Below are 26270 nucleotides of genomic sequence, written 5' to 3'. Positions count from 1 at the left end.
GGCGACGGCGCATGGCCTTCGCGCGTGCAGCAAAACCTTGATTCTTCCGACTTTTTGTGTTACATGAGCCAAACATGCCGGTGACACAACGTCGATTTATGGCGCAAACGCCCCAAATCACTGAAAGGTGAATTTCTCAATCCGGACCAGAGCGATCTGGGGCAGGCGGTCGCAATGTTGCGATTTGCCGGTCCTGGCCTTTCCGGTGAGTTCATCGTTGTGTGGCTAAGGACCGGTCACCCCGGTCGCACGAGTTCGGGCCGGCACGATGCCGGTACCACAACAAGGAGTTCAGGGCGTAATGGCAACGATCACCCCGCAGAAGAAGTCCACCGCAGCGCGCCACGGTTTCAAGACCGGCGAGTACATCGTCTATCCGGCGCATGGTGTCGGCCAGATCGTCTCGATCGATGAGCAGGAAGTCGCGGGCCACAAGCTGGAGCTGTTCGTCATCGACTTCCAGAAGGATAAGATGCGCCTCAAGGTGCCGGTCGCCAAGGCGACCTCGATCGGCATGCGCAAGCTGTCGGAAGAGGATTATGTCGAGCGCGCGCTGAAGGTCGTGCAGGGCCGCGCCCGCGTCAAGCGCACAATGTGGTCGCGCCGCGCCCAGGAATATGATGCCAAGATCAACTCCGGCGATCTGATCTCGATCTCGGAAGTTGTGCGCGACCTTTACCGCGCCGACAACCAGCCGGAGCAGTCCTATTCCGAACGCCAGCTCTACGAGGCGGCGCTTGACCGCATGGCCCGCGAGATTGCGGCCGTCAACCGCATGTCGGAGACCGAAGCGGTGCGCCTCATCGAGGTGAACCTCAACAAGGGCCCGAAGCGCGGCGCCAAGGCCGACAACGAGGAAGCTGAGCAGGAAGAAGCTGCCTGATTTTTTCTCGCCTTCGAATTCAGAAAGACCCGGCCTCGCGCCGGGTTTTTTTGGGGTTGGACGACTTGAACCCATAGGGCCAAGCAGGTCGATCTATCCCTGTGAATTGCAAGCGCCGCGCTGCCCCTCATCCGCCTGCCGGCACCTTCTCCCCGTATAGTGACGGGGAGAAGGAACTTGTCGCGACCCTCTGCACCATTTCATGCAACGCCGGAGATTGGCGAAATCCTTTGCGAAGGCGTCTTTCTCCCCGTCACTATACGGGGAGAAATGCCCGGCAGGGCAATGAGGGGCGGCGCAAGCCTGCGAAACCTAAGCGCTCCCGCCGCCCTCCCTTTCCGCCTCGTGCTTCAGCGTGGCGATAAACCGCTTGGTCCGCTGGCGTTCCGGGTTGCTGAACAGCACCGCAGCTGGGCCTTGTTCGACGATGTTGCCGGCATCGAGGAACACCACTTCCCGCGCGATCTTCGAGGCGAGCCGCAGATCATGCGTCGCCATCACCATGGTCGTGCCCTCGCTGGCGAGCTTGCCGAGCACGTCGACCACTTCCTGCGCCAGTTCCGGATCGAGTGCAGAGGTCGGCTCGTCGCAGAGCAGGACTTTCGGCGAAGGCGCCAGCGCCCGGGCAATCGCCACGCGCTGCTGCTGGCCGCCTGACAGCGTCGCCGGCCAGGCATCGGCCTTGTGCGCCATGCCGACCTTTTCGAGCAGGGCCAGCGCCCGTTCGCGCGCCCTCTCCCTGGGCCATTTCAGCACCGTCACCAGTCCCTCCATGATGTTCTCGATCGCAGTGCGATGCGGAAACAACTGGAAATTCTGGAACACCATGCCGGTCTGCAGCCGCAGCCGCTGGATATCCCTGGTCGAGACCCTGCCGCCGGGGTGGAATTCGAGTGCATCGTCGCCGATCCGCACCGTGCCTGAAGTCGGCAGCTCGAGCAGGTTGATGCAGCGCAAAAGCGTGCTTTTCCCGCCGCCCGAGGGTCCGACGAGCGCCGTGACGCTGCCTTCCTCGATGGTGACGGTCACACCCTTCAGCACCAAATTGTCGCCGAAACGCTTTTCGATGTTGGTGAGGCCGATCATGCGCGCGCCTCCAGGAAGCCGCCATAACGGTTGAGCCGCGTTTCCAGCCGCGCCTGCAAGGCCGACAGCACGGAGCTCATGACCAGGTAGAGGGCCGCCGCCTCGACATAGAGGATCAGCGGCTCGTAGGTGGTTGCGACGATGCGCTGCGCTGCCTGGAACATCTCCGGCACGGTGATGGCGGCGGCGAGCGAAGTGTCCTTGACCAGCGAGATGAACGTGTTGGACAGCGGCGGCACGGCGACACGCCCCGCCTGTGGAAGAATGGTGCGCCGCATTGCCTGGGCCCAGGTCATGCCGATCGAATAGGCCGCTTCCCACTGGCCCTTCGGCACCGAACCGATGACGGCGCGGATGATTTCCGACGAATAGGCACCGATGTTCAAGGTGAAGCCGATCAGTGCTGCCGGAAAGGCGTCGAGCAGGATGCCGACCGATGGCAGGCCGTAGAAAATAAGGAACAGTTGCACGAGAAGCGGCGTGCCGCGGAAGATCCAGACGTAGAAGCGGACCACGGCGACCAGCGGTTTGGGACCGAACAGCCGGACAAGTGCCACGACTAGGCCGAGGACAAGACCGAATGCAAACGACAGCAGCGTCAACGGCACCGTGAAGATCAGTGCAGCCCACAGCAGCGTAGGCAGGGATTCCAGCATCAATTGCAGCCAGTGCGGCACGAAGGCTCCTCCTTGCCAGATTGCCGTCGCTCATATCACGCGAAAGCGGCGGGCCGTCAAAAGACAGCTCGCCGCGATATGAACGACGCGGGCCGGCGTTCGGCCCACACGAGAAAGCCGTTTTACTTCGAAACGTCCTGGCCGAAATAGGTGTCGGCGATTTTCTGGTAGGTGCCGTCGGCCTTGATGTCGGCCAGCGCCTTATTGATGGCGGCCACCAGTTCCGGATCGCCCTTGCGCACGATGACGCCGGAATAGTCGGCGTTTTCTTCCTGCGCGGCAATCTTCACATTGGCGTCTGGCTTGTGCTTCTTGAAGTCGAGGAAGGACAGGCTGTCGTTGATGGTGGCGTCGGCGCGGCCGGCGAGAAGCAGCTGGATCGACTGGTCGAAGCCGTCGGTGCCGACGAGTTCGGCGCCGTTGGTTTCAGCCAGCTTGCCGAAATTCGAAGTCAGCGACTGCGCCGCCTTCTTGCCCTTGAGGTCGGCGAAGCTCTTGATATCGGTGTTGTCGCCACGCACGATCAGCACTGCCTTGGAGGCGATGTAGGGATCGGAAAAGTCGTATTTGGCCTTGCGCGCCTCGGTGATGCCGACCTCGTTGATCACGGCATCGTAACGGTTGGCGTCGAGACCGGCGATCAGCCCGTCCCATTTGCCTTCGAGGAACTGGGCTTTGACGCCGAGGCGCTCGGCGATGGCCCGCGCGATCTCGACGTCGAAGCCGACCAGCGCGCCGGAAGCATCATGATAGGTGAAGGGCGCATAGGTTCCTTCCGTGCCGACCTTGAAGACGCCGGACTGCTTGATCTGGTCGAGATTGGCGCCGGTATGACCGGCGGCGATGGCCAGAACCTGCAGCGTCCCGGCGATAATGAGCGATTTGAGCCATTTCATTTTTCTGTGATCCCGTCCTTGGCCGATGTCCGGCGTCATTGCGAGTGCCGGAAAATGACAGATGCGCGATGCCAGAATAAGAAACTACATTTCAAAAATCTCGCGCCCTTGAAATCCCATTCTCAACCAGCATCTCCCGGCGCCATCCAGCTGAGTCAAGGCCGGTGGCGAATCGCCTGGAACAGCGCAATCGACATGACAGTCCGGGGGAACATTCCCCCGCATGGCACGTTCTTCGCTGTTGTAGGGCGCGGCGCCGCCATTTCAACCATCGGCGCCAACTCACGATTCGATCGCACCGCAACGCCTGAAGCAGGAGCGCGGCATGATGGAAGACAGTGCAGGACGGACCATGGTTCGCGCGGCGATGAAAGCCCCTTATCTGGAACGTGACGAAGAGCATCTCCTGGCGCTGCGCTGGAAGGAAAATAATGACCAGCACGCGCTGCACCGCATCACCGTCGCGCATATGCGGCTGGTCATTTCCATGGCGTCGCGGTTTCGCCACTACGGCCTTCCGCTGGGCGACCTGATCCAAGAAGGCCATGTCGGGCTGCTGGAGGCAGCGGCCCGTTTCGAGCCGGAGCGCGAGGTGCGGTTCTCGACCTATGCGACCTGGTGGATCCGGGCCTCGATGCAGGACTACATCCTGCGCAACTGGTCGATCGTGCGCGGCGGCACCAGCTCGGCGCAAAAGGCGCTGTTCTTCAACCTGCGGCGCCTGCGCGCCCGCCTGGCAAACGGCGCCGAGCAGACGTCGAATGCCACGCTCTACCGCGAAGTGTCGGCGGCTCTCGGAGTTTCCGAGGCCGATGTGGCGATGATGGATTCCCGCCTTTCAGCACCCGACAGTTCGCTCAATACGCCGCTTGCCGACGACGCGGGCGCAACCGAGCGGATGGAGTTCCTGGTTTCGGATGACCCACTGCCCGATGAGGTCGTCGGCGATACGATCGACGTCGAACGCCGCTCGGTGTGGCTGAGGACGGCACTCGGCGCGCTCAATGCGCGCGAGCTCAGGATTATCGAAGAGCGCCGGCTAAGCGACGAGGGCGCGACGCTCGAAGCGCTCGGCGAGACGCTCGGCATCTCCAAGGAACGTGTCCGCCAGATCGAGGCGCGCGCCATGGAAAAGCTCAAGGCGGCGCTGGTGAAGCAGAATCCGGAATTTCTCGCAGCCTGAATCGCGTCGGCTGCTATTTGTCGGTGACGATCTTGACCTTGTCGCCGGCTGAAACCGCGGCACCCGGCGACAGCGCGTTCAGTACCCTGAACAAATCCAGCTTGCGGTCGACGCCGACCATCTGTGCGGCCAGCGAGCCCATTGTCTGGCCGGGCTGCACCGTGACGATGCGGATACGCAGCGGCTTCAGCGCTGCCTTCTCGGCAGCACTCAGGATGCGGAACGAGCCGCTGACCGAGCGCGCCACCGTGCTCAGCGAGGTGCTGGCTGACGGTGCAGCGGTCAGCAAGCGGTAGACCTGGCCGCCGGCGCGGATCACCGCAATGTCGAATTGCCAGCCATCGGCGCTGGCATGCGCGGTTGCCGCTTCGTTGCCGTTGATCGTTTCCTGGCGAACGCTGCTGTCGTCGAGGCCGGCGACCCAGCCGCTGCGGATGTAGTCGGTCAGCGAGCGGTCCTTGTCGATCGACACGCCGTCAAAGCGGATTGCCATGTCGCCCGGGCCTGTCGCCGTCACCGCCGCCGCCGAATTGTCGATGATGAAGCCGTTAGGCACCGAGAACGACACGCCGAGGCCAGGATGCAGGAAGGTTTCACCGCGCACATAGCCTTCCTCCGGCGTGTCGCCGTAAAGCAGCCCGTCTACGCCGGCAAGAAATGAATCGCGGTCGCGCGACCCGACACCGGGCGCGCCGAACTGGCGGGCGTGGCGCTGCGCGAGATCGATACGCTGCGGCGTGTTGGGGTGCGTCGCCAGGAAGTCGAGGCTGGCGTCGGTGGCGCCGCTGATCGAGCGGAAATCGGTATAGGCCGACATCGACTGCAGGAAGCGGCCGGCGGCGTAGGGATCGAAACCGGCTTCGCCGATCGACTTGATGCCGATGGCATCGGCCTCCAGCTCTTGATTGCGCGAGAACTGGGCCAGCCTCAGCTTGCCGCGGATCAGCGCCGCCTTGGCCGTCGGGTTGTCGCCGAGCACGTCAGAAACGACCTTGGTCGCCAACCCCTCTTCGGCCTCCAACTGCTGGCGCTGCAGGCCGTGGTTGGCCGTAACGTGGCCCATTTCATGCGCAATGACGGCGGCAAGCTCGGCTGAATCATTGGCCAACGCCAGCAGGCCGCGGGTGATGTAGAGATAGCCGCCCGGCAGCGCGAAGGCATTGACGTTGGGCGAGTTGAGGATGGTGATGCGGTAGGTCTGGGTCGGGTTGGCCGACACCACGGTCAGTCTGCCGACGATCTTGGCCACCATGCGCTCGAGCTTGGGGTCGGAATACTCACCGCCATAGGTGGCAAGGATGCGCGGGTGCTGCGCCTTCGCCAGTTGGGCGAGCTTGCTGTTGGCGGCGACATTGTCGACCGTGATCGGCTTGTCGGAGGGCTGGAAGCCCGATTCCTGCACGTCGGGAGGCGTGAACATCTGGCAGCTTGCCAGCGCCAAGGCAAGACCGGCCAGCGCCAGAAAGCGCGCCAGCGGTTTCACTCTCCGATTGTCGATGCCGGTCGGCAGATCGGCTTCCTTTCAAGTCCTGGGACGTGATCGCGAAAATCGGGCGCGATTTCCGGAAAGCATCACGCGCAAAATCAAGTGCTACGGCGTCCTTCGTGCGTCCGACAGATACGAGGCAGCAAGGCCAAATCACGGTCTAGGCCGGACCAGCTCCTGGGGACCTAGCCACACTACCTCGACCATGGCAAGCAAGCGCCGCTTCGCCTTCCGCCGGTTTGACCATAAATTATGTCCGCTTCCGGGCAACATCTCGTGATCCAGCCGCAAACGGACCCGAGCCGATATAGCGTCGGAATGCCTCCGGGCCAGCCCCGACGAAAAAATCGGCGGCGGTGCCCGTCGCGGCAACCGTGCCACCATCCAGGAAAACCATGTTTTGGCCGATGCGGCGCGCATCGTCCGGCTGGTGCGTGACGAACAGCACCGTCATGCGCTGCTCCGAATGGACGTCGGCCACCAGGTCGAGCATGTCGTCGCGCAGTGCCGGTCCGAGCGAAGCGAACGGCTCATCGAGCAACAGCACCGGCCGGTCGCGCACCAGGACCCGGGCGAGCGCGACGCGCTGCCGCTCGCCGCCGGAGAGTTCGCTCGGCAGCCGGCTTTCCTTGCCGGCAAGGCCGACGCGCTTCAGCGCTGCGGCGATTGCGGCGCGGTCAGCCTCGCTCAGCCTGAGCGAAGGCGAGCGGCCGAGCCCAACATTCTGCCCGACGGACAGATGGGCAAACAGGTTGTTTTCCTGGAACACCATCGATACCGGCCGCGCTGAAGGCGGCGCAGTGCTGACGTCGGCGCCGCCGATCAGCACGCGGCCCGACCGCGGCGTCTCGAAACCGGCCGCCAGATTGAGCAGCGTCGACTTTCCCGACCCGCTCGGCCCCATGATGGCGGTGATCTCCGACGCCGGGAAATCGACATCGAACATGAGCGGCGTTTCACCATAGCTGAACGAGACGTTGTCGAGCCGCACCGCCGCGCCTTTTTCCACCGAAATCGACCGTTCCGGGCTGATCGGCATCATGATTTCTCCCTCTTTCCCAGCCAGTCCGCGGTCAGCACCAGCGCCAGGCAGACAAGGCCGAGCAGCAGCGCCAGCCCGGCCGCATCCTCGGTGCGGTAACTGCCCATGCGCGCCAGCAGCAGATAGGGTAAGGTCTGCACGGAATCGCTGCCGAACAGCGCAATGACGCCGAGATCGCCGAGCGACAGCGCCATGGCGAAAGCGAATCCGGTGGCGAGCGGCCGCCGCAGCGACGGCCAGTCGACCAGCCGCAACCGGTTCCAGCCCGAGATACCAAGCTGTGCACAGAGCCGTTCGTGGCGTTCGCTCGCCGCGTCATAGGCAGGGCGGATGGCGCGGATGGCGAACGGCATCGCCATCACCGCATTGACCGCAACCACCATGACAGGGGCGATCGCAAAGACATCGCTGACGGCGCGCAAGAGCAGGAACCAGCCGGCGCCGATGACGATGGGCGGCACCACCAGGACGAACCCCGCACCGGTGTCGGCCAGATGTTCGAGCAGTGTCCGCCGGCCTGTCCGCCGGGTGAGCGCCAGCGCCCGGCGCGCCATGACCAGCGACAGCGACAATGCCACAGAGAGCAGCGCCGACAAGAGGGAGAGTCCAGCACTGGTCGCCGTCGCTTGCCGCACCGCGCTCTCGCCGGCCAGTCGACCGAGATCGGCGCCAAGCCCGGCTGCCAGCGTCGCCGCCATCGGCCCGGCGACAAACAGCAATGCCAGCCCGATCACCAGCGCGTTCAGCACGGTCTCGGCCGCACCGGCTGAAAAATACCGGCGCGGCGCCACCGGCAGATTGGCGTCGCCGGTCACATTGGCGCCGAGCCGTGTCAGTGCCAGCACGACCACGAAGGTCAGCGCAATTTGCAACAAGGTCAGCGTCACCGCCCGCGCCGGGTCGAAGTCGAAACGCAGCGCCTGGTAGATGGCAACCTCCAGCGTCGTCGCGCTGGGTCCGCCGCCGAGCGTAAGCACGATGGTGAAAGAGGTGATGCACAGCATGAAAACGAGCCCGGCGATGCCCGGCAGGGCCGCACGCAGCGGCGGCCATTCGATCAGCCGAAAGGCCGGCGCAGCGCCCATGCCAAGCTGGCTCGCCAGCCGCCATTGGTTGGCCGGCACGGTCTGCAATGCTTCCAGGAACAGCCGCGTTGCCAGCGGCAGGTTGAAGAAGACATGGGCAACGAGGATGCCCGACAGGCCGTAGATGCCGGGCCAGCTCTGGCCGCCTAGCGCGCCCAGCGTGCCGGCAAAATACCCGGCACGGCCGTAGAGCGCCAGGACACCGAGTGCGGCAACAATGGCCGGCAGCGCCAGCGGCAGGGCGAAAAGCTGCAGGATAAAGCCTCGCCCGAGAAACTGTGGATGCCGCGACAGGGCGCGCGCGACGAACAGCGCCGGTGCAACGGAGAGCAGGGTCGAAAGGACTGCCTGCCAGAGCGTGAAACGGGCGACGCGCAAGAGATAGGAATCGAAAGCGGCGCCGGCGCCGGACGGGTCGCGCATGGCTTGCAGGATGAGACCTGCGAACGCCCCGCCGATCAGCAGCGCGATGGCTGCGAGCGCGACGATGCCGGCAGTGACGCGGGAGTCCACTGATGACGCGCGTTGCACGCTACACCGCCCGATTCGAGATTCTTAGCGAGGACAGCGTTCCTTCGCGCCCCCCTCTGTCCTGCCGGACATCTCCCCCACGAGGGGGGAGATCGGCTGTCACTTCGGCCTTAGCCAATTTCCAACGTTGCAGGACTGAGCGAGACGCCGAAGCTGCCAATCTCCCCCCTCGTGGGGGAGATGTCCGGCAGGACAGAGGGGGGCGCCGTAGAGTGACCACCTTGATCAGCTCGCCACGACTACTTGCTCATCGCCGCAAGCCACTCATCGACCCAGGCCTTGCGGTTGGCCGCGACTTCCTCCGGGCTGAACAGCAAGGTCTTGGTCGGTTTGACAAGCTTGTCGAACGCCGGATTGAGCGGCTTGTCGGTCTTGCCGGCCGGGAACATCCAGTTGGTTTCGGGAATGACATCCTGGAATTTCGGTCCGGTCATGAAGGCAATGAACTTTTCCGCCAGCGGGTTCTTCGCGCCCTTGGTGGTGATCCCCGCAACCTCGATCTGCAGATATTCGCCCTCCTCGAAGGACGCTGCCTGGTAGCGCTCGGTGTTTTCGGCGACCATGTGGTAGGCCGGCGAGGTGGTGTAGGACAGCACCATCGGCACCTCGCCCTTGGTGAACAGGCCGTAGGCCTCGCTCCAGCCTGGCGTCACCGTCAGCACCTTCGCCTTGAGCTTGGCCCAGGCTTCGGGCGCCTTGTCGCCATAGACCGACTTGACCCACAACAGCAGGCCAAGGCCCGGCGTAGAGGTGCGCGGATCCTGGATGACGATCTTGTCGCCGGCATTGCCCTCGACCAATTCCCTGAGGCTTTTCGGCGGGCTCTTCAGTTTTTCGGTATCGTAGACGACGGCGAAATAGCCATAGTCGAACGGCACGAAAATATCGTCGCTCCAGGCTCCCGGGACGCTGACGCCCGACACGGCGCCGTGTGGCGAAAACAGGCCGGTTGCCTTGGCGTCGGCGGTCAAATTGGTATCGAGGCCAAGCACGATATCGGCCTTGGTCGCGGCGCCTTCCAGCTTCACACGATTGAGCAGCGCTACGCCGTCGGCGACCGAGACGAATTCAACGACGCAGCTGCATTCGGCCTCGAAGGCCTTCGTCACAGCGGGTCCCGGACCCCAATCGGCGGTGAAGCTTTCATAGGTATAGACGGTCAGCTTATCCTGTGCCGATGCCTGCCCTGGCAGGGCGAGCGCGGATGCCGCAAGCAGGATAATCGAGACAACAGAGTGAAAAAAACCGCGCATCGGCGCCTCCTTCGTTCGCGTTGAAAGGAATTGAGGCGTCGGGCTGTCCGAAACGTCTAATCCCTCCGCCGGTACAAACCGGATCAGGTTCAGCGGGTTGGCAGTCTTGCCTCTCAGCCGGTCCGCGAAAATCGCGTCCGGCACCCCGTTAGAGCGTTGCGACACATAGGCCCGGCCGAAGTGCTGCGCAAGCGGAAGTTTGCCGGACATCCAAAGCCCAGCCTTCTGCCGTTTCATCTTCCGTTTCCGGGGCAGGGCTGGTAAGGGCCACGAGATATGAGCAAATTCACCATCCTGCTTGGCGGCGATCTCATCCGCACGCCGCTGCTCGACCGCCAGGTCGAAGGCTCGCGCGTCATCGCCGCGGATGCCGGCATCGGCCATGCGCGCATGCTGGGCCTCAGGCCGGAACTCTGGATCGGCGATTTCGATTCGGTGCCTGCCGATTTGCCGGAGGATCTGGCCGCCGTGCCACGGCAGGTGTTTCCCGCCGAAAAAGACAAGACCGACGGTGAACTCGCTATCGCCGCCGCACTCGAATGCGGTGCGACCAGCCTTGTGCTCGCAGGCGCCTTCGGCGGCAAACGCACCGACCACATCTTCCTGCATCTGGCGCTGAGCGTCCGGCTGGCGGAAGGCGGGACGGAAGTGCTTTTGACCAGCGGCGCGCAGGAAGGCATTCCCTTGCTGCCGGGAAAGACTGACTTCGACTATGCCGACGGCACGCTGTTTTCGGTGCTCGGCTTCTCCGATCTCGCCGGCCTGAGCGTCACCGGTGCCAAATGGCCGCTCGACCATGTCGAGGTCGCGTTCGGCTCGTCGCTGACCATTTCCAACGAGGTCAGGGGCCGGCTGGAAATCGCGCTGGCCAGCGGCCGCGCGCTGCTGCTCGCGCATCCTTTTCCCCTACCCGAAAGCTGACATGGCGCCGCCACTTCTCAATCTCGACGGGATAAAGCTGACCTTCGGCGGCACGCCGCTGCTAGACGGTGCCGCCCTGACGGCCTCAGCTGGCGACAAGATCGCCCTGGTCGGCCGCAACGGCTCTGGCAAGTCGACGCTCCTCAAGATTGCCGCCGGGCTGATCGAACCGCAGGACGGCGAAGTCTTCCGCCAGCCTTCGGCGACCGTGCGCTACTTGCCGCAAATTCCCGACATGGACGGCTTTGCGACCGTCCGCGCCTATGTCGAGGCAGGGCTCGGACCCGCCGACGATCCCTACCGCGCCACCTATCTGATGGAGCATCTCGGCCTGACCGGCGAGGAGCGGCCGAACGACCTCTCCGGCGGCGAGGCGCGGCGCGCCGCCCTCGCCCGCGTCATGGCGCCGGAGCCCGACATTCTCCTCCTCGATGAGCCGACCAATCATCTTGACCTTTCGGTTATCGAATGGCTGGAGGAGGAGCTTGCCCGCACCTCCTCGGCACTGGTCGTCATCTCGCATGACCGTCGTTTTCTCGAGCGCGTGTCGCGCGCCACAATCTGGCTCGACCGCGGCCAGACCCGCCGTCTCGACAAGGGCTTTGCCTTTTTCGAGGAATGGCGCGACACGGTGCTGGAGGAGGAAGAGCGCGAGCAGCACAAGCTCGGTCGCCAGATCGTGCGCGAGGAGCACTGGCTGCGCTATGGCGTGACAGCACGGCGCAAGCGCAACATGCGCCGGCTCGGTGAGTTGCAGACCATGCGCCAGCGCTTTCGTGGTCATCGCGGCGCCGAGGGTGCGGCGACGATGACAGCCAGCGACGCCGCCGAATCCGGCAAGCTGGTGATCGAAGCCAAGAACATCGAGAAGAGCTTTGGCGATCTGACTGTGGTCAAGGGATTCTCGACCCGCATCCAGCGCGGCGATCGCGTCGGCCTGGTCGGGCCGAACGGCGCCGGCAAGACGACGCTGTTGAAGATGCTGACCGGCGAATTGAAGCCGGACGCAGGTACGGTGCGGCTCGGAACCAATCTGGAGATCGCCACGCTCGACCAGAAGCGCGAGGCCGTCGATCCGCAGGAGACACTGGCGCAGTATCTCACCGACGGTCGCGGCGAGAACCTCGTCATCAATGGCGAGCAGCGCCACGTCGTCTCTTACATGAAGGACTTCCTGTTCAAGCCGGAACAGGCGCGCACGCCGGTGCGCGAGCTTTCGGGCGGCGAGCGGGCCCGGCTGATTCTCGCCCGCGTTTTGGCACGGCCGGCAAACCTGCTTGTGCTCGACGAGCCGACCAACGACCTCGACATGGAGACGCTGGAACTGCTGCAGGAACTGGTCGCCGGCTTTGCCGGCACGGTGATCCTGGTCAGCCACGATCGCGATTTCCTCGACCGCACCGTGACCAGCATTATTGCGCCGGATGGTGACGGCCGCTGGATCGAATATGCCGGCGGCTATTCCGACATGCTGGCGCAGCGCGGCGGCACCAGGCTGGATGACCGCAAGGCGCGGCCGAAGGTAGAGACCAGCGAGGCGATGGCTGCAAGCAGGACCAACGCGGCCGCTCCCAAGGGCCCGGCCAAGAAACTGTCGTTCAAGCAGAAATTCGCGCTGGAAACCTTACCCAAAAAGATCGAAGCGGTGTCGGCCTCGATCTCGCGGCTGGAGAACAACATCGCCGATCCGGCCTATTACGAGCGCGACCCGGCCTCGTTCCAGAAGACGATTGCCGCGCTCGACAAGGAGCGCGTCACACTGGCAGCGCTCGAGGAGGAATGGCTGGAACTCGAGATGCTAAGGGAAGAGATGGAGAGGTAATTCGCGAGTTCGAGCACCTTGTCATTGCGACTAGACAGAAATGCGCATATATTATGCGCATGCTGTGGAGGTGATCATGCGCAAGATAGCTGTGAATGCGGTCCGTCAGCCGGCAAATCTGTCTATCGACTCAAAGCTCATGAAGGAAGCCAAGGGGCTCGATGTGAATGTCTCGCGCGCCGCTGAAGCCGGCATCGCAGAGGCAGTGGCCGCCGAAAAGACGCGGCTGTGGAAGCTTGAGAACCGCGCGACGATAGATGCGTGGAACGAATATGTCGAAAAACACGGTATTCCGCTGGCAGAACATCGGCAATTCTGATGGCGCGCTACGACGTCTTCGCGGGTAGCATCGAAGGCGGCTATCTCCTCGACGTCCAGGCCGATCTGCTCGACCATTTCAAGACCCGGGTGGTCGTCCCGCTTCTGCCGGCTGCGATGGCGCCGTCACCAATGCGAAAGCTCCACCCCATTTTCGAGATCAATGGTCGGAAGTTGGTCATGGCCACCCATTTGATCGCCACCGTTGCGGCGACGGAACTGGGCGAGAGCCGACTGAATCTGACGAGGCATCACGACGACATCGTGAGCGCGCTCGACATGCTGTTCCAAGGCTTCTGAGCCAGAGAGGCGTTGGGCTGGTGAGCCGGCCTCACCCCGCCGTCTTTGTCTGCCAGGCCTTCAGCGCCTCGTCGAACACCTTCTCGCCGGGAATGCCCTTTTCCATGGTGAGCAGCGCCCGCCGCCCGGTCTTGTAGACGACCGGGACGTCGATCCAGTCCTGGCCTCTGAGCAAGGTCAGATTGGCGTCTTCATCCGCTTTGGTGTCGTTGAGCGCAACCAGGAAGAAACCGTCGGCGATCTTGGCCGGGATGCCTATCAACGGGCTGCCGGCATCCTGCTCGGAGCCCTTCATGGCGACACGCAGGATGTTATCGACGCCGCCGCCCTCGAAGCCCTCAGGCGTCAGGAAGATCATCTCGATAATGTGGCTTGCCGGCAGCGTCTGGTCGGTGTTGCGACGGATCGTCATGCGCAGCTGGATATCCTTGCCTGGAATAGTCGCCTCGGCACGGATCGCCGGCTCTCGCGGCAGGTCGCCGCCGGGCGATTCCTGCACCAGTGACCAGACGATGTTGCCGGGCTCGGCCGAGCCTTGAGCGGTGCTGGTGCGCTCCTCGTAGAAGATCGCCTTCTGGCCGACGGCCAACGTGGCTTGCGGCGGAACTGCCGTCGGTGCCGCTGCCGGTGCGGGCGGTGGGGCGGCCGTTGCAGGCGCTGCTGCCCCGTTCGCTGGCGGCGTTGCGGGAGTTGGTGCAGCGGCCCCATCGACCGCTGGAGGATTGGCCGTGGCTTGCGTGTCGGCGGGCGCGGCCGGTGCCGGCGCGGCGGGTGCCGGGGTGGTCGGCGTTTGCGCGGCCGGCGGCGGCGTGGTCAGTGCGGCCACGGATTCGCCTTCGCCGATGCCCGCCTGCCCGGCCGCCGGGCCGGGGTCGACTTCGTGGCCCTCGGGCGTCAGGCGCTGCGTGAACTTCGCGCCTTCGCCGGCCTCCGTCGGCGGTGCCGCGGCCGGTACGGCCGCATCGGCCACCGGCTTGGCCGGGGCTGGTTTCACCAGCGGTTCGGTGGCGACGGCTTTGGTCTCGTCGAGGCCGAGCATGCTGCCGAACGCATCCTTGTTCAGCCAGATGCCATAGCCGCCACCGGCAATGACCAGCAAGGCAATGGCGGCGGCGATCACGCCGCCATAGCTGCGCCTGCGCTCGGCGGGATGGAGCCGCTGGAACCTGTCCTCCGCGGGGCTGCCGTCGTTGGAAAAGTCGTCGCCCCGAAAAACGCCGTCTTGGTCCTCGGCCGTCGGAATATCTATATTGGGCGGCGGCGGACCAGCGCGCACCTGAGAAAGAGCGACGGGCTGCGGCTTTTGCCAGTTCGGCGCCGCCTTGGCGGGCGTAGGCTGCCAGGCTGGCCCAGCCTTTGCTGGCTCCGTCTTTGCCGGCTCGGTCTTTGCCGGCTGCCGGACATGGCTGGACTGGTTCTTGTTGCGGTCGATGGAGGAGAAGATGTCCTCCAGTTCCGCCAGCGGGTCGGGTGGCGGCGCAGGCTTGGCGAAGTCCCGCTCGACTTTGGCGATGGCGTCTTCCAGCACACGCATCTGCCGGTCGACATCGGAAGGCGTCATCGTAGCCTTCTCTGCGAGTTGTTTCGCGATTGACGAACGGGCCTTGTCATAGACCCTGGCGCGCACTTCCGCCGACGGCTCACCGAGTTTATCGAGCGCCTTTTTCAGAATGGGAACAAAATCTACCATACGTCAGTCGACCTGCATTTGTTTCTGGGCCGGCCCCCGCAAATCAGCGCAATGCCCGGAAAGGCTGAGAAACTAGTCTTGAAACGGATCGGTCACAAGTATCGTGTCGTCCCGTTCAGGGCTGGTGGAAAGGAGTGCGACCGGCGCGCCGATCAGCTCTTCGATGTAGCGGACGTACTTTACCGCCTGGGCCGGCAGGTCGTTCCAGCTGCGCGCGCCGGCGGTGGTGCCTTTCCACCCTTCCAGCGTCTCGTAAACCGGTTCGACGCGCGCCTGCGCGCCTTGGCTGGCCGGCAGGTAATCGATCGCCTCGCCGTCGAGGCGGTAGCCGGTACAGACCTTGATTTCGTCCAGCCCATCGAGCACATCGAGCTTGGTCAGCGCAATGCCCTTGATGCCGTTGACGGCGACGGCCTGGCGGACCAGCACGGCGTCGAACCAGCCGCAGCGGCGCTTACGGCCGGTGACGACGCCGAATTCATGGCCGCGCGTGCCCAGGAACTCGCCGATCTCGTTCTTCTGCTCGGTCGGAAACGGACCTTCGCCAACACGCGTCGTATAGGCCTTGGTGATGCCGAGCACATAGCCGATGGCGCCCGGGCCGACACCCGACCCGGCGGCGGCCTGACCGGCAACCGTATTGGACGAGGTGACGAATGGGTAGGTGCCGTGGTCGATATCGAGCAGCGTGCCTTGCGCGCCCTCGAACAGGATGCGCTCGCCGGCGCGGCGCTTGTCGTCGAGGATTTTCCAGACGCGGTCCATATAGGGCAGGATCTCGTCGGCGACCGAAATCAGCTCGCTCATGATCGCCTCATGCGTGACCTCGGCATGGCCGAGCCCACGGCGCAGCGCATTGTGGTGCGTCAGCAGCCTGTCGACCTTTAAGGGCAGCGTTTCCAAATCCGCCAAATCCATCACCCTGACCGCACGCCGGCCCACCTTGTCTTCATAGGCGGGACCGATGCCGCGACGGGTCGTGCCGATCTTCGTTCCGGAATTGGAAGCGGCGTCCTCGCGGAATCCGTCCAGCTCTCGGTGCAAGGACAGGATAAGCGCGGTGTTTTCGGCTATTTTCAGGCGGTCCGGCGTCACCTCCACGCCCTGCGCTTTCAATTTCGCAACCTCCGCGACGAAAGCGTGCGGATCGAAGACGACGCCATTGCCGATGATGGACAGCTTGCCTTGCCGCACCACGCCCGACGGCAGCAGCGACAGCTTGTAGACCTTGCCATCGACGACCAGCGTGTGGCCGGCATTGTGGCCGCCCTGGAAGCGCACGACAACATCGGCGCGCTCCGACAGCCAGTCTACGATCTTGCCTTTGCCCTCATCGCCCCATTGCGAGCCGACGACCACCACATTGGCCATATTTCTTTTCCCTTGAGACGCCGCACGAGCAGCTTGAAACAATTCGAAACGATAGGCCTCTATCGCATCGGCCCCCAAAAACGGAATCGATTTTGGGAAAGCACGACGCGAGGATTAAAGCCTTCCGACGCGTAGCGTCCAATTGCACGCACGTCGCTCTATAGCGTCAAGACCCGGCGAGCGCGACCATTCTTTGCCGCCGAAAACGCTCCGAGGCACAACAATTTTCGCCTTTGACATCATTTACTTGCGCGAGCTGCCGCAATAGGCCCGCAAGGACCGCGCATTTCTCTCTGCCTGGCCGGAATGTCACGATGCATCGAGCCGCCTACCTATTCCTGCTGTTCACCACCTTGCTGTGGGGCGGCAACTCCGTGGCCGGAAAGCTGGCGGTCGGTCATATCTCGCCGATGACGCTCGTCTTCCTGCGTTGGCTGCTGGCGGTTCTGATCCTGCTGCCGATCGGCTGGGGAACGCTACGCCAAGACTGGCCGGTGGTGCGCAGGCACTGGTTGCTGCTTGGCGGGCTCGGCGCTTGCGGCTTCGCCTTCTTCAACACGATCTTCTACACGGCGCTCAACTACACCACGGCGATCAACGTCTCGATCGAGCAGGCGGCGATCCCGATCGTCATCATCATCGCCAATTTTGTGTTCTTTCGCCTGCGCGTCAATGGCGTGCAGGTCATTGGCGTCGTGCTGACCATCGCCGGTGTCGCGGTGACGGCGAGCCATGGCGATCCACGCCAGCTTCTCAGGCTGGATCTCAATTTCGGCGACGCGATCATGCTGGTCGCCGTGCTTTGCTACTCCTTCTATTCGGTGGGGTTGCGGCTGAAGCCGGTCATCCGCTGGCAGAGCCTGATGCTGGCGCTGTCGGTTGCCGCACTCATCACATCGCTGCCTTTCTTCCTGTGGGAGATTGCCGCCGGCAAGGTCATCGTTCCCGATACCCGCGGCTGGGCGGTCGCGTTCTATACCGCCATCGGTGCTTCGGTCATCTCGCAGATCTTCTATATCAGGGGCAACGAGCTGATCGGCGCCAACCGGGCCGGCCTGTTCATCAATCTGGTGCCGATCTTCGGTACGCTGCTGTCGGTGCTGATCGTCGGTGAGACATTCCAGCTCTATCAGGCGCTTGCTCTCGCGCTGGTGCTCGGCGGCATCAGCCTCGCCGAATACAGCGGACGGAAGATGGCGGCATCCGCCGCTGAATGAAGTCGCTTGCCGGGACGTTTCACTGCCGATCCATCAACGACCGTGGAAGCGCCCCGCGTGCTGCTGCACACGGGGCGACCGAATTTCAGGCCGCGCCGACGTCGAAATGCAGCCGCTTGGCCGAGTCGATCGACTTGTGCGAGCGCACCTGCGCCAATACGTTTTCCGGGAACGGCGCGTCGAGATAGAGCAATGCAATGGCATCGCCACCCGGCCGGTTGCGGCCGAGCTGGAAGTTGGCGATGTTGACGCCGTTCTCGCCGCACACCGTGCCGAGCAGACCGATGATGCCGGGCGCGTCGGCATTGGTCGTGTAGAGCATGTGCTGACCGACCTCGGCGTCGAGATTGATGCCCTTGATCTGGATGAAGCGCGGTTTGCCATCCGAGAAGCAGGTGCCGGCGATCGAGCGCGTCCTGTGCTCGGTCTTGACCGTCAGCTTGATATAGCCGTCGAACACGCCCGACTTGTCGCGCTTGACCTCGGCGACGATGATGCCGCGCTCCTTCACCATGATCGGCGCCGACACCATGTTGACGTCGGAGACCTGCGGCCGGATCAGCCCGGCAAGGGTGGCACTGATCAGCGCGCGCGTGTTCATCGTCGCGGTCGAGCCGTCGAACAGTATCTCGACCTCCTTGATCGGATCCTCGGTGACCTGTCCGACAAAGGCGCCGAGCACTTCGGCAAGCTTGACGAAAGGTTTCAGCCGCGGCGCCTCTTCGGCGGTGATCGACGGCATGTTGATGGCGTTGGAAACAGCGCCCTTGATCAGATAGTCGGACATCTGCTCGGCGACGTGCAGGGCGACATTCTCCTGCGCTTCGGTGGTCGACGCGCCGAGATGCGGCGTCGCCACGACATTCTCCATGCCGAACAGTTCATTATACTCCGCCGGTTCGACCTCGAACACGTCGATGCCGGCGCCTGCCACCTTGCCGCTTTTCAGTGCCGCGATCAGGTCGGCCTCGACGACCAGCCCGCCACGCGCGCAATTGATGATGCGCACACCGGTCTTCATCTTGGCGATCGCCGCGGCGTCGATGATGTTGCGCGTCTTGTCGGTAAGCGGTGTGTGCAGCGTGATGAAATCGGCGCGGGCGAACAGCTCGTCGAGCTCGACCTTTTCGACACCGAGCTCCTCGGCGCGGCTGTCCGACAGGAATGGATCGAAGGCGATGACATGCATCTTCAGGCCGACGCCGCGCGCGGCCACGATCGAGCCAATATTGCCGCAGCCGATGATGCCGAGCGTCTTGCCGGTGATCTCGACACCCATGAAGCGGTTCTTTTCCCATTTGCCGGCATGGGTCGAGGCGTTGGCCTCAGGTATCTGGCGGGCCAGCGCGAAGATCATGGCGATCGCATGCTCGGCGGTGGTGATCGAATTGCCGAAGGGCGTGTTCATCACGATGATGCCCTTGCGGCTCGCCGCCGGTATGTCGACATTGTCGACGCCGATGCCGGCGCGGCCCACGACCTTCAGCCTGGTCGCGGCGTTGATCAGCTTCTCCGTGACCTTTGTCGCCGAGCGGATGGCCAGCCCATCATACTGGCCGATCACTTCGAGCAGTTTTTCCTTGTCCTTGCCGATATCCGGCAAATAGTCGACCTCGATGCCGCGATCCCTGAATATCTGCACGGCGGTGGTGGAAAGTTTGTCTGAGACGAGAACGCGGGGCGCCATGGCGGCCTCCTTCAATTAGGATTTGATCCGTTTGGGGGTGGGCGGCCCGAGAGCCGCCACAGGAAAACTCAGGCGGCTGCCTTCAGCGACGCCTTTTGCGCGGCAAAGGCCCAGTCGAGCCAGGGCAGCAGCGCTTCGAGATCGGAGGTCTCGACTGTCGCGCCGCACCAGATGCGCAGCCCGGGCGGTGCATCGCGGTAGGCGCCGATGTCATAGGCGACGCCTTCCTTGTCGAGCGCCGAGACAATTGCCTTGGCGAACGCAGCCTGTCCGTCGGCGTCGAGTGCCGCGACTTGCCGGTCGGTGAAGGAAAGGCAGACCGATGTGTTCGAACGCGTCGCCGGGTCGACGGCAAGATGGCCGAGCCAGGAAGATTTCCCGACAAAGCGATCGAGAACAGCGGCATTGGCATCCGCTCTGGTGACCAGCGCGTCGAGGCCGCCGATCGACTTCGCCCAACGCAGCGCGTCGAGATAGTCCTCGACGCACAGCATCGACGGCGTGTTGATGGTCTCGCCCTTGAAGATGCCTTCGATCAGCTTGCCGCCCGAGGTGAGACGGAAGATCTTCGGCAGTGGCCAGGCCGGCTTGTAGCTTTCCAGCCGTTCGACGGCGCGTGGGCCGAGGATCAGCATGCCGTGCGCGCCCTCACCGCCCAAGACCTTCTGCCAGGAGAAGGTGACGACGTCGAGTTTCTGAAAATCGAGCTTTTGCGCAAAGGCCGCCGAAGTGGCGTCGCAGATGGTCAGGCCCTTGCGGGCGGCCGGGATGAAATCGCCGTTCGGCACGCGTACGCCCGACGTCGTGCCGTTCCAGGTGAAGACCACGTCGCGGTCGAAGTCGATTTTGGTCAGGTCGGGCAGTACGCCGTAGTCCGCCTCTAACCTGCGCACATCGGCGAGCCTCAGCTGCTTGACCACATCGGTGACCCAGCCGGAGCCGAAGCTCTCCCAGGCGACCATGTCGACGCCGCGTTCGCCGAGCAGCGACCACAGCGCCATTTCGACCGCGCCGGTATCCGAGGCCGGCACGATGCCGATGCGGTAGTCCGCCGGAACCTGGAGGATTTCCCGTGTCAGCTCGATCGCTTGTTCGAGCTTGGTCTTGCCGATCTTGGCGCGGTGCGAGCGCCCGAGCGCGGCATTTTTGAGCGCCTCGACCGACCAGCCGGGGCGTTTTGCACAGGGACCTGAGGAAAAATTGGGATTTGCCGGACGGAATCCGGGCTTCGTATGCGTGGTCATCGTGGTCTATCCTTCCAGATAGTGGCCCCTCGTTGGGGAGGGGTGGCCCACGGATGGCGATATGCGTTCAGGCTTTCGGCGTCAAGGGGAAAGTTTTTGTCGCTGTCAGGATATTGCCGGGCGAAACGCAAACGGCGGGCCTACGACCCGCCATTGTCCACGCCTCGACTTCGGCCGGGCCTACCAGAGATCGTAGCGTAGTCCGACTTTGACTTGATGATTGTTGATTCCTTTGCGGATCGGAAAAGAAGTCAGGCTCTCGGCAGTCACATATTCGGCGTCTGGCGCGGAAAAATACTGATAGCCCAGATCGACTGAGACGTTCTTGGACACCTGGTAGGCAAGGCCGGCATTCAGCGTGTAGGCGAAGGAATATTGGGTCTTGTCGTCACGCAGGACGAAATCGTCGGCGGGGTTGGCGTTGTCGGTGAAGTAGCTCGCCGAGAGGCGACGCTTGCTCTGGACGACACCGACACCAGCGCCGAGATAAGGTGTGATTCCGACATAGGTGCCAAGGTCGACGTAGCCATTGAGTATGCCTGAGAAGGCATAGTTCTTCAGGGTCGCCGATGCCACGGTCGTTCCGTCGTTATAGCCGACGTCGATCTTGTTGCCGGGAAGATAGCCGACATTGAGATCGGCGCGCAGATAGTCGTTGAAATGGTAGCCGAAGCCAATGCTGGCGAAGATGGGATCTTCCTTTTCGTCGAAGCTCGCGGGCGTGAAGGCGAAATGCTCATCCTTGAAGCTCTTCTGCACCAGATAGGAGACATCGCCGCGCAGATACCATCCCGAGCCAACCTCGACCGGTACATAGTCGGGCGCCTGGTCGACATAGACCGGCGGTTCGTAATCGGCGCCAAGCGCCGGCGTCAGCGGCATCAGGACGACTGCTGCAAGCGCCAGTGCTACAGGCGATTTGGATGTCATGGTCCTCGGCTCCCGAACTTGGCGCATTCGCGATCGCGCGCGCCGTTTCAGACAGCATTGTTAACCATAGTGGTTAAGTGCGGGTTAAGGATAACAAGGCGTTAGCAATTGATTGATCCGTTTTCGCTCCTCGAGCTGGACAGCGTTACAGAGCAACGCAGCATCTTTAGGCAGCCAAACGAAACCGCCCGGCATCAGCCGGGCGGTCGACAAAATCCTCGATTTCGAAGCGACTACTTCGTGTAGACCGGCTCCGGTTCCGGAACATAGGGTTCCGGTTCGACGCAGTCCGATCTGCCGAACTGGTAGCGCAGGCCGCCGCGCACCTCATGAACATTGATGCCGTCGTCATAGCCGGGGCCGACGCCGCTGCCGAAGTCGAACATCTTCCCACCGTTTATATGGCTGTAGCGGTAGCCGACGTCGAGCTTGACGCGATCGGTCAAACAGTAGGATGCACCAACCATGGCAGCATAGGCAAAACGCCAGCCCTTGCCGCCATGGTGGAAGAATTCACCGTCTTCATCACTGTTGTGGAGTGTATCCCACTTAACCCAGGCGCCGCCGATGCCGGCACCGACATAGGGCGTGATACCGTGCCATGTGCCGATATCGACATAGGCGTTGGCGAGCAGCAGCAGCGCCGTATAGGACGAGGTATCGACCGAAGTACAGGGATCTCCATCGAGGCAGATGCCGCTGGTCGAGCCGCGGAAAGTGGATTTGCTCATCCAGTCCGCGGTCAAGTCGGTGCGGAAGTGCCGGTCGATTTGATAGCCGACGCCGGCACCGGCCGAGAAGGCACTCTTCAGCTTGCCGCTGTCAAAAGTACCTGTCCCGGGAGGCGGTCCGTAGGTGATGTAGTCGGCGCCGCGAAACTTCGACCAGTGATAGTCGATGTCGCCGCGGATATACCAGCCGCCAAAGTCGGCCGGCTGCTCGTAGGCAACCGGTGGCGGCGCCTCCTCGACGACGGGCGGCTCGACGAAATCGGCGGCGAATGCCGGCCCGGCGCCGGCAAACAGCGCGGCCAGGAGAGCCATTCTTGCTGTGTTGAACATGCTTATCACCCCTGAGAACCCTCGAACGGCGAACGCGCCCGAAATGTGATTGACCTCAGTTGTGGATAATGAATCGGAAAGGTTAAAAGGCGTTTAACCGTATTGATTAACCACGAATCTCTAAAATTCGAGCAATCTGGCGGCCGTTGCTGCAGGCGGTGCTGGCCGCGACCCAATAAAAAGCCCGCCGGCAAGGCGGGCTTTTGAACCGATGTTGGAGAAAGATCAGGCGGCGCTGCGCGTTTCCGAAATGACCTCGACGATGTCGTTGACCACGGACTCGACAAGCTGCGGGTCGTCGCCCTCCGCCATGACGCGGATGAGCGGCTCCGTGCCGGAAGGCCGGATGACCAGGCGTCCGGCCTTGCCGAGGCGATTGCGCGCATCTTCGATCGCCGCCTTGACCGGCGCCTCCTCCAGCGGCTTGCCGCCGGAAATATGCACATTCTTCAACAGCTGCGGCACCGGCTCGAACTTCTTCGACAGTTCGCTGACCGGCCGGTTATGCCGCTTGATGCAGGCGAGCACCTGGAGCGCCGAGACGAGCCCGTCGCCGGTGGTCGAGAAATCGGACAGCACGATGTGGCCCGACTGTTCGCCGCCGACATTGAGCCCATGGGCGCGCATGTGCTCGACGACATAGCGGTCGCCGACCTTGGTGCGATGCAACTGCAGGTTCATGTCGCCAAGGAAGCGTTCGAGGCCGAGATTGGACATCACCGTCGAGACGACGCCGCCGCCGGCCAGCCGTCCGCTCTGCTGCCAGGACTCGGCGATCAGCGCCATGATCTGGTCGCCATCGACGATCGCGCCGTTCTCGTCGACGATGACGACACGGTCGGCATCGCCGTCGAGCGCAATGCCGATATCGGCGCGCACCTCGTGCACCTTCTTTTGCAGACCGGCCGGATGAGTCGAGCCGCATTCCTTGTTGATGTTGAAGCCGTTGGGCTCGACATTGATGGCAACGACCTCGGCGCCGAGTTCCCACAGCGCGTCGGGCGCCACCTTGTAGGCGGCGCCATTGGCGCAATCGACGACGATGCGCAGGCCTGACAGCGACATCGAGCGCGGCAGCGTGCGCTTGGCGAATTCGATATAGCGGTCATGCACGCCGTCGACGCGTTTGGCACGGCCGAGCCCATCGGAATCGGCGAGCGCCAATTCGATATCCTTGTCGAGCATTCCCTCGATACGCTCCTCGATCTCATCGGACAGCTTATAGCCATCGGGGCCGAACAGCTTGATGCCGTTGTCGTAATACGGGTTGTGCGAGGCAGAGATCATCACGCCGATATCGGCGCGCAGCGAGCGCACCAGCATGGCAACAGCCGGCGTCGGGATCGGGCCGAGCAGGAAGACATCCATGCCGGCGGCGCACAGGCCGGATACCATCGCGTTCTCGATCATGTAGCCGGAAAGCCTGGTATCCTTGCCGAGCACGACGCGGTGGCGGTGGCTGCCGCGCTGGAACGAGAGGCCGGCGGCCATGCCGACCCGCATGGCGACCTCCGCCGTCATTGGAAACTTGTTGGCTCGCCCACGAATGCCGTCCGTACCGAAATAATGTCCTGCCATGTTCGCCAGCTTCCCGATGGTTCTTTCCGAGCATCTCATGCCATAAAATGGCCCAAGCCCCGTCATCACATTGTATGATTATGGACGACCAATCCTTAGAAAATTGTTGTCTTGTGTGTTTTGCGTCACGCTAGTGAGTTGATTTTCAAGTTCCGAGCCCTTGTTGCGGCAGCAGCATCAGAAGCGTCAACTTAAACCTCATCTGCATCCTTTGGTCTGTGGCAGTGTGGCCTTGAACCCGAATCCGCATCGTGCTGCTCCAGACAGCGGTAGGCTCAGGTTCGCCGCACCCGCCGATTTGACTGGCTGTCATGCGACGCAGTGCCCTCGCTGGGAACCAGCCATATGCGCGCGCTCCGTGCAATGCACCCGGACGAACTTGGCTGGGAGACAGTCCCGGCAACGAATTCATCACCTTAAAGAAAAGAATGCACTTCTAAATTTGTCTCTACGCTACTTAGCATCTGGCGCAACCAGCCGTTGAGCGCTATTGCTGCACTGGGACATATCATGAACCGCCGTAGGGAGAACAAGCATGCTCATCCATCGACTTGCCACTTTGACGGGTCTCGCCGTCGCGACCTTATTCCTGGCGGCGCCTGCCAATGCGCTGACCATGGCCGAGTGCAGCACCAAGTATAACGCGGCCAAGGATGCGGGAACGCTTGGCGGGCAGAACTGGAACCAGTTCCGCAAGGCCCAATGCGGCACCGATGCCACCGCCGCTACGACCGACACCGCGCCAGCCAAAGCCGCGGCCAAGGCCACTGACACGACCAAGGCAGCCGCCGGCGACGATGCGGCGCCAGGCCTGACGGCGAAGGAGTGCAGCACCAAGTACCAGGCGGCAAAAGCCGCCGGCACGCTGAACGGCATGAAATGGAACGATTTCCGCAAGACCCAGTGCGCCGCCGGCGCGACGGCAGCCGCACCCGCCGCCACGACCAAAGCAGCGGCGGCCAGCAGCGATGACGCGGCGCCTGGGCTGACGGCCAAGGAATGCAGCACCAAATACCAGGCCGCCAAGACTGCCGGCACGCTCAACGGCATGAAGTGGAACGACTTCCGCAAGACTGAATGCGCCGCCGGCGCAACTGCAGCGGCACAACCTGCCGCGGCACCTGCCAAGGCGACGACAGCTGCCGCGACCGATACCGGCAAAGGCCTCAGCATGGCGGATTGCAGCGCCAAGTATCAGGCTGCCAAGGCCGGCAACACGCTGAACAGCATGAAGTGGAACGACTTCCGCAAGAGCCAATGCGGCGCCGGCGCAGCCGACGACGATACCCTGCCGGCTCCCGATGCCAAGTACACCGGCGATCCGCAACCGCCGACCATCACCGCCCCCCAGGGCGTGAAATTCCCGACGGCGATCTCCAAGAAGTATGCAACCGAGACCCCGGCCAAGGGCCGCATGCACACCTGCCTCGACCTCTATTACGCCAACAAGGACGCCAACACGCTGGGCGGCCTCAGGTGGATCCAGAAGGGCGGCGGCTTCTACAGCCTCTGCAACGCCAAGCTGAAGAGCTGACCGACGCCATCATCCGGCGATAGAAGCCCGCGAGCCGCAAGGTTCGCGGGCTTTTTTTGTTGCTGCCGACTCCAAGGAGAGGCCCTGCGTTGCAAGGTGGCATCGTCGATGACGCTGCCAATCTCCCCCTCGTGTGGGAGATGCCCGGCAGGGCACAGGGAGGCGCGAAGGATCGCAAACCTTTAATTTGTTTTCTCTGATTGGGATCAGATCAGTTGTGGCGTGGCTGCGATACGTTGGCAGGTCGGCGGGACAGCGCCCCCCTCTGTCCTGCCGGACATCTCCCCCACAAGGAGGGAGATTAGCCATCATGCCGGCCTTCGCCAATCGCCAACGTTGGCGCAAGGTTGCGGACAACTCCCTAATCGAAAGGTGCCTGAAACAAAAAAACCCGCCTTGGCGGGCGGGTCGTTGGAGCCAATTGGCACCATACCCAAATTAGTAGCATAGCTGCCGGCACAAAGCAAGAACAAAA

General features: G+C 63.0%; 22 protein-coding genes and 1 riboswitch. Of the genes, 8 read left to right on the top strand and 14 right to left on the bottom strand.

The window, feature by feature from the left end; translation table 11 throughout:
* The first annotated feature begins 301 nt into the window (after positions 1-301).
* Positions 302-883, top strand: a complete 582-nt coding sequence (locus AC0L2Y_RS30140) for a CarD family transcriptional regulator (RefSeq protein ID WP_006327799.1) — start codon at positions 302-304, stop codon at positions 881-883.
* A 312-nt stretch (positions 884-1195) separates the two neighbouring features.
* Here the strand turns inward: AC0L2Y_RS30140 and AC0L2Y_RS30135 are convergent, their stop codons facing one another.
* From AC0L2Y_RS30135 to AC0L2Y_RS30125, 3 genes are all read right to left on the bottom strand, one after another.
* Positions 1196-1969, bottom strand: coding sequence for an amino acid ABC transporter ATP-binding protein (locus AC0L2Y_RS30135; protein WP_473561468.1), 774 nt, complete (start codon positions 1967-1969; stop codon positions 1196-1198).
* The gene (locus tag AC0L2Y_RS30130) at positions 1966-2646 is read right to left on the bottom strand and encodes an ABC transporter permease subunit (RefSeq protein WP_023721020.1); all 681 of its coding nucleotides are present in this window, start codon (positions 2644-2646) and stop codon (positions 1966-1968) included. The genes AC0L2Y_RS30135 and AC0L2Y_RS30130 overlap by 4 nt, the downstream gene beginning before the upstream one ends.
* Positions 2647-2768: 122 nt before the next feature.
* Positions 2769-3542 carry an amino acid ABC transporter substrate-binding protein gene (locus AC0L2Y_RS30125; protein ID WP_473561466.1) on the bottom strand — a complete coding sequence of 258 codons (774 nt, stop codon included), beginning with the start codon at positions 3540-3542 and terminating at the stop codon, positions 2769-2771.
* A 325-nt stretch (positions 3543-3867) separates the two neighbouring features.
* On the opposite strand from AC0L2Y_RS30125, the gene AC0L2Y_RS30120 reads away from it, so the two are divergent.
* Positions 3868-4725, top strand: coding sequence for an RNA polymerase factor sigma-32 (locus AC0L2Y_RS30120; protein WP_352489278.1), 858 nt, complete (start codon positions 3868-3870; stop codon positions 4723-4725).
* A gap of 13 nt (positions 4726-4738) precedes the next feature.
* Here the strand turns inward: AC0L2Y_RS30120 and AC0L2Y_RS30115 are convergent, their stop codons facing one another.
* The 4 genes from AC0L2Y_RS30115 to thiB all read right to left on the bottom strand — a co-directional run bounded on the left by AC0L2Y_RS30115 (position 4739) and on the right by thiB (position 10122).
* Positions 4739-6208, bottom strand: a complete 1470-nt coding sequence (locus tag AC0L2Y_RS30115) for a M48 family metalloprotease (RefSeq protein WP_473561463.1) — start codon at positions 6206-6208, stop codon at positions 4739-4741.
* A gap of 253 nt (positions 6209-6461) precedes the next feature.
* Positions 6462-7253, bottom strand: a complete 792-nt coding sequence (thiQ, locus tag AC0L2Y_RS30110; protein WP_473561460.1) for a thiamine ABC transporter ATP-binding protein — start codon at positions 7251-7253, stop codon at positions 6462-6464.
* A complete protein-coding gene (gene thiP, locus AC0L2Y_RS30105) occupies positions 7250-8851 on the bottom strand; it encodes a thiamine/thiamine pyrophosphate ABC transporter permease (RefSeq protein ID WP_473561459.1) in 1602 nt (533 codons plus the stop codon). The genes thiQ and thiP overlap by 4 nt, the downstream gene beginning before the upstream one ends.
* Positions 8852-9108: 257 nt before the next feature.
* Positions 9109-10122: a thiamine ABC transporter substrate binding subunit gene (thiB, locus tag AC0L2Y_RS30100; RefSeq protein ID WP_473561458.1), complete on the bottom strand. Its 1014-nt coding sequence runs from the start codon at positions 10120-10122 to the stop codon at positions 9109-9111.
* Positions 10123-10165: 43 nt separating this feature from the next.
* Positions 10166-10280, bottom strand: a riboswitch (TPP riboswitch).
* Between the two features lie 118 nt (positions 10281-10398).
* Between thiB and AC0L2Y_RS30095 the strand changes: the two genes are divergently transcribed.
* The 4 genes from AC0L2Y_RS30095 (at position 10399) to AC0L2Y_RS30080 (ending at position 13483) form a co-directional block, all read left to right on the top strand.
* Positions 10399-11043: a thiamine diphosphokinase gene (locus AC0L2Y_RS30095; RefSeq protein WP_352564645.1), complete on the top strand. Its 645-nt coding sequence runs from the start codon at positions 10399-10401 to the stop codon at positions 11041-11043.
* A gap of 1 nt (position 11044) precedes the next feature.
* The gene (locus AC0L2Y_RS30090; protein WP_473561456.1) at positions 11045-12865 is read left to right on the top strand and encodes an ABC-F family ATP-binding cassette domain-containing protein; all 1821 of its coding nucleotides are present in this window, start codon (positions 11045-11047) and stop codon (positions 12863-12865) included.
* 76 nt (positions 12866-12941) lie between these two features.
* The gene (locus AC0L2Y_RS30085) at positions 12942-13184 is read left to right on the top strand and encodes a type II toxin-antitoxin system CcdA family antitoxin (RefSeq protein WP_254816484.1); all 243 of its coding nucleotides are present in this window, start codon (positions 12942-12944) and stop codon (positions 13182-13184) included.
* Positions 13184-13483 carry a CcdB family protein gene (locus AC0L2Y_RS30080; protein WP_473561454.1) on the top strand — a complete coding sequence of 100 codons (300 nt, stop codon included), beginning with the start codon at positions 13184-13186 and terminating at the stop codon, positions 13481-13483. Before AC0L2Y_RS30085 ends, AC0L2Y_RS30080 begins: the two co-directional genes overlap by 1 nt.
* A 31-nt stretch (positions 13484-13514) precedes the next feature.
* On the opposite strand, the gene AC0L2Y_RS30075 is transcribed toward AC0L2Y_RS30080, so the two are convergent.
* Positions 13515-15173 carry a hypothetical protein gene (locus tag AC0L2Y_RS30075; protein ID WP_473561453.1) on the bottom strand — a complete coding sequence of 553 codons (1659 nt, stop codon included), beginning with the start codon at positions 15171-15173 and terminating at the stop codon, positions 13515-13517.
* A gap of 72 nt (positions 15174-15245) precedes the next feature.
* Positions 15246-16544, bottom strand: a complete 1299-nt coding sequence (locus tag AC0L2Y_RS30070) for an adenylosuccinate synthase (RefSeq protein ID WP_023680654.1) — start codon at positions 16542-16544, stop codon at positions 15246-15248.
* A gap of 314 nt (positions 16545-16858) precedes the next feature.
* On the opposite strand from AC0L2Y_RS30070, the gene AC0L2Y_RS30065 reads away from it, so the two are divergent.
* The gene (locus AC0L2Y_RS30065) at positions 16859-17761 is read left to right on the top strand and encodes a DMT family transporter (RefSeq protein ID WP_352714416.1); all 903 of its coding nucleotides are present in this window, start codon (positions 16859-16861) and stop codon (positions 17759-17761) included.
* Positions 17762-17846: 85 nt separating this feature from the next.
* Here the strand turns inward: AC0L2Y_RS30065 and serA are convergent, their stop codons facing one another.
* The 5 genes from serA to glmM all read right to left on the bottom strand — a co-directional run bounded on the left by serA (position 17847) and on the right by glmM (position 24261).
* Entirely contained in the window at positions 17847-19448 is a 1602-nt protein-coding gene (gene serA / locus AC0L2Y_RS30060; protein WP_352489268.1) for a phosphoglycerate dehydrogenase, read from the bottom strand.
* 68 nt (positions 19449-19516) lie between these two features.
* Positions 19517-20692 carry a phosphoserine transaminase gene (locus tag AC0L2Y_RS30055; protein ID WP_352489267.1) on the bottom strand — a complete coding sequence of 392 codons (1176 nt, stop codon included), beginning with the start codon at positions 20690-20692 and terminating at the stop codon, positions 19517-19519.
* A gap of 180 nt (positions 20693-20872) precedes the next feature.
* On the bottom strand, positions 20873-21622 hold the full coding sequence (locus AC0L2Y_RS30050; protein WP_473561450.1) for an outer membrane protein: 750 nt from the start codon (positions 21620-21622) through the stop codon (positions 20873-20875).
* 233 nt (positions 21623-21855) lie between these two features.
* Complete coding sequence (locus AC0L2Y_RS30045) at positions 21856-22683, bottom strand: outer membrane protein (protein ID WP_292664753.1); 828 nt, start codon at positions 22681-22683, stop codon at positions 21856-21858.
* A 225-nt stretch (positions 22684-22908) separates the two neighbouring features.
* Positions 22909-24261, bottom strand: coding sequence for a phosphoglucosamine mutase (gene glmM, locus AC0L2Y_RS30040; RefSeq protein ID WP_352471193.1), 1353 nt, complete (start codon positions 24259-24261; stop codon positions 22909-22911).
* An 874-nt stretch (positions 24262-25135) separates the two neighbouring features.
* On the opposite strand from glmM, the gene AC0L2Y_RS30035 reads away from it, so the two are divergent.
* Positions 25136-25795, top strand: a complete 660-nt coding sequence (locus AC0L2Y_RS30035) for a hypothetical protein (RefSeq protein WP_473561499.1) — start codon at positions 25136-25138, stop codon at positions 25793-25795.
* The last annotated feature ends 475 nt before the right edge of the window (positions 25796-26270 follow it).

It is taken from the genome of Mesorhizobium sp. WSM4830, from assembly GCF_055811495.1.
This window is presented reverse-complemented; position numbering and strand designations above follow the sequence as displayed.

Coding starts and splice junctions, on each gene's coding strand:
- AC0L2Y_RS30140 (WP_006327799.1), top strand. CDS start 302: ATGGCAACGATCACCCCGCAGAAGAAGTCCACCGCAGCGCGCCACGGT.
- AC0L2Y_RS30135 (WP_473561468.1), bottom strand. CDS start 1,969: ATGATCGGCCTCACCAACATCGAAAAGCGTTTCGGCGACAATTTGGTG.
- AC0L2Y_RS30125 (WP_473561466.1), bottom strand. CDS start 3,542: ATGAAATGGCTCAAATCGCTCATTATCGCCGGGACGCTGCAGGTTCTG.
- AC0L2Y_RS30120 (WP_352489278.1), top strand. CDS start 3,868: ATGATGGAAGACAGTGCAGGACGGACCATGGTTCGCGCGGCGATGAAA.
- thiQ (WP_473561460.1), bottom strand. CDS start 7,253: ATGATGCCGATCAGCCCGGAACGGTCGATTTCGGTGGAAAAAGGCGCG.
- thiB (WP_473561458.1), bottom strand. CDS start 10,122: ATGCGCGGTTTTTTTCACTCTGTTGTCTCGATTATCCTGCTTGCGGCA.
- AC0L2Y_RS30095 (WP_352564645.1), top strand. CDS start 10,399: ATGAGCAAATTCACCATCCTGCTTGGCGGCGATCTCATCCGCACGCCG.
- AC0L2Y_RS30090 (WP_473561456.1), top strand. CDS start 11,045: ATGGCGCCGCCACTTCTCAATCTCGACGGGATAAAGCTGACCTTCGGC.
- AC0L2Y_RS30085 (WP_254816484.1), top strand. CDS start 12,942: ATGCGCAAGATAGCTGTGAATGCGGTCCGTCAGCCGGCAAATCTGTCT.
- AC0L2Y_RS30080 (WP_473561454.1), top strand. CDS start 13,184: ATGGCGCGCTACGACGTCTTCGCGGGTAGCATCGAAGGCGGCTATCTC.
- AC0L2Y_RS30075 (WP_473561453.1), bottom strand. CDS start 15,173: ATGGTAGATTTTGTTCCCATTCTGAAAAAGGCGCTCGATAAACTCGGT.
- AC0L2Y_RS30070 (WP_023680654.1), bottom strand. CDS start 16,544: ATGGCCAATGTGGTGGTCGTCGGCTCGCAATGGGGCGATGAGGGCAAA.
- AC0L2Y_RS30065 (WP_352714416.1), top strand. CDS start 16,859: ATGCATCGAGCCGCCTACCTATTCCTGCTGTTCACCACCTTGCTGTGG.
- serA (WP_352489268.1), bottom strand. CDS start 19,448: ATGGCGCCCCGCGTTCTCGTCTCAGACAAACTTTCCACCACCGCCGTG.
- AC0L2Y_RS30055 (WP_352489267.1), bottom strand. CDS start 20,692: ATGACCACGCATACGAAGCCCGGATTCCGTCCGGCAAATCCCAATTTT.
- AC0L2Y_RS30050 (WP_473561450.1), bottom strand. CDS start 21,622: ATGACATCCAAATCGCCTGTAGCACTGGCGCTTGCAGCAGTCGTCCTG.
- AC0L2Y_RS30045 (WP_292664753.1), bottom strand. CDS start 22,683: ATGTTCAACACAGCAAGAATGGCTCTCCTGGCCGCGCTGTTTGCCGGC.
- glmM (WP_352471193.1), bottom strand. CDS start 24,261: ATGGCAGGACATTATTTCGGTACGGACGGCATTCGTGGGCGAGCCAAC.
- AC0L2Y_RS30035 (WP_473561499.1), top strand. CDS start 25,136: ATGAAATGGAACGATTTCCGCAAGACCCAGTGCGCCGCCGGCGCGACG.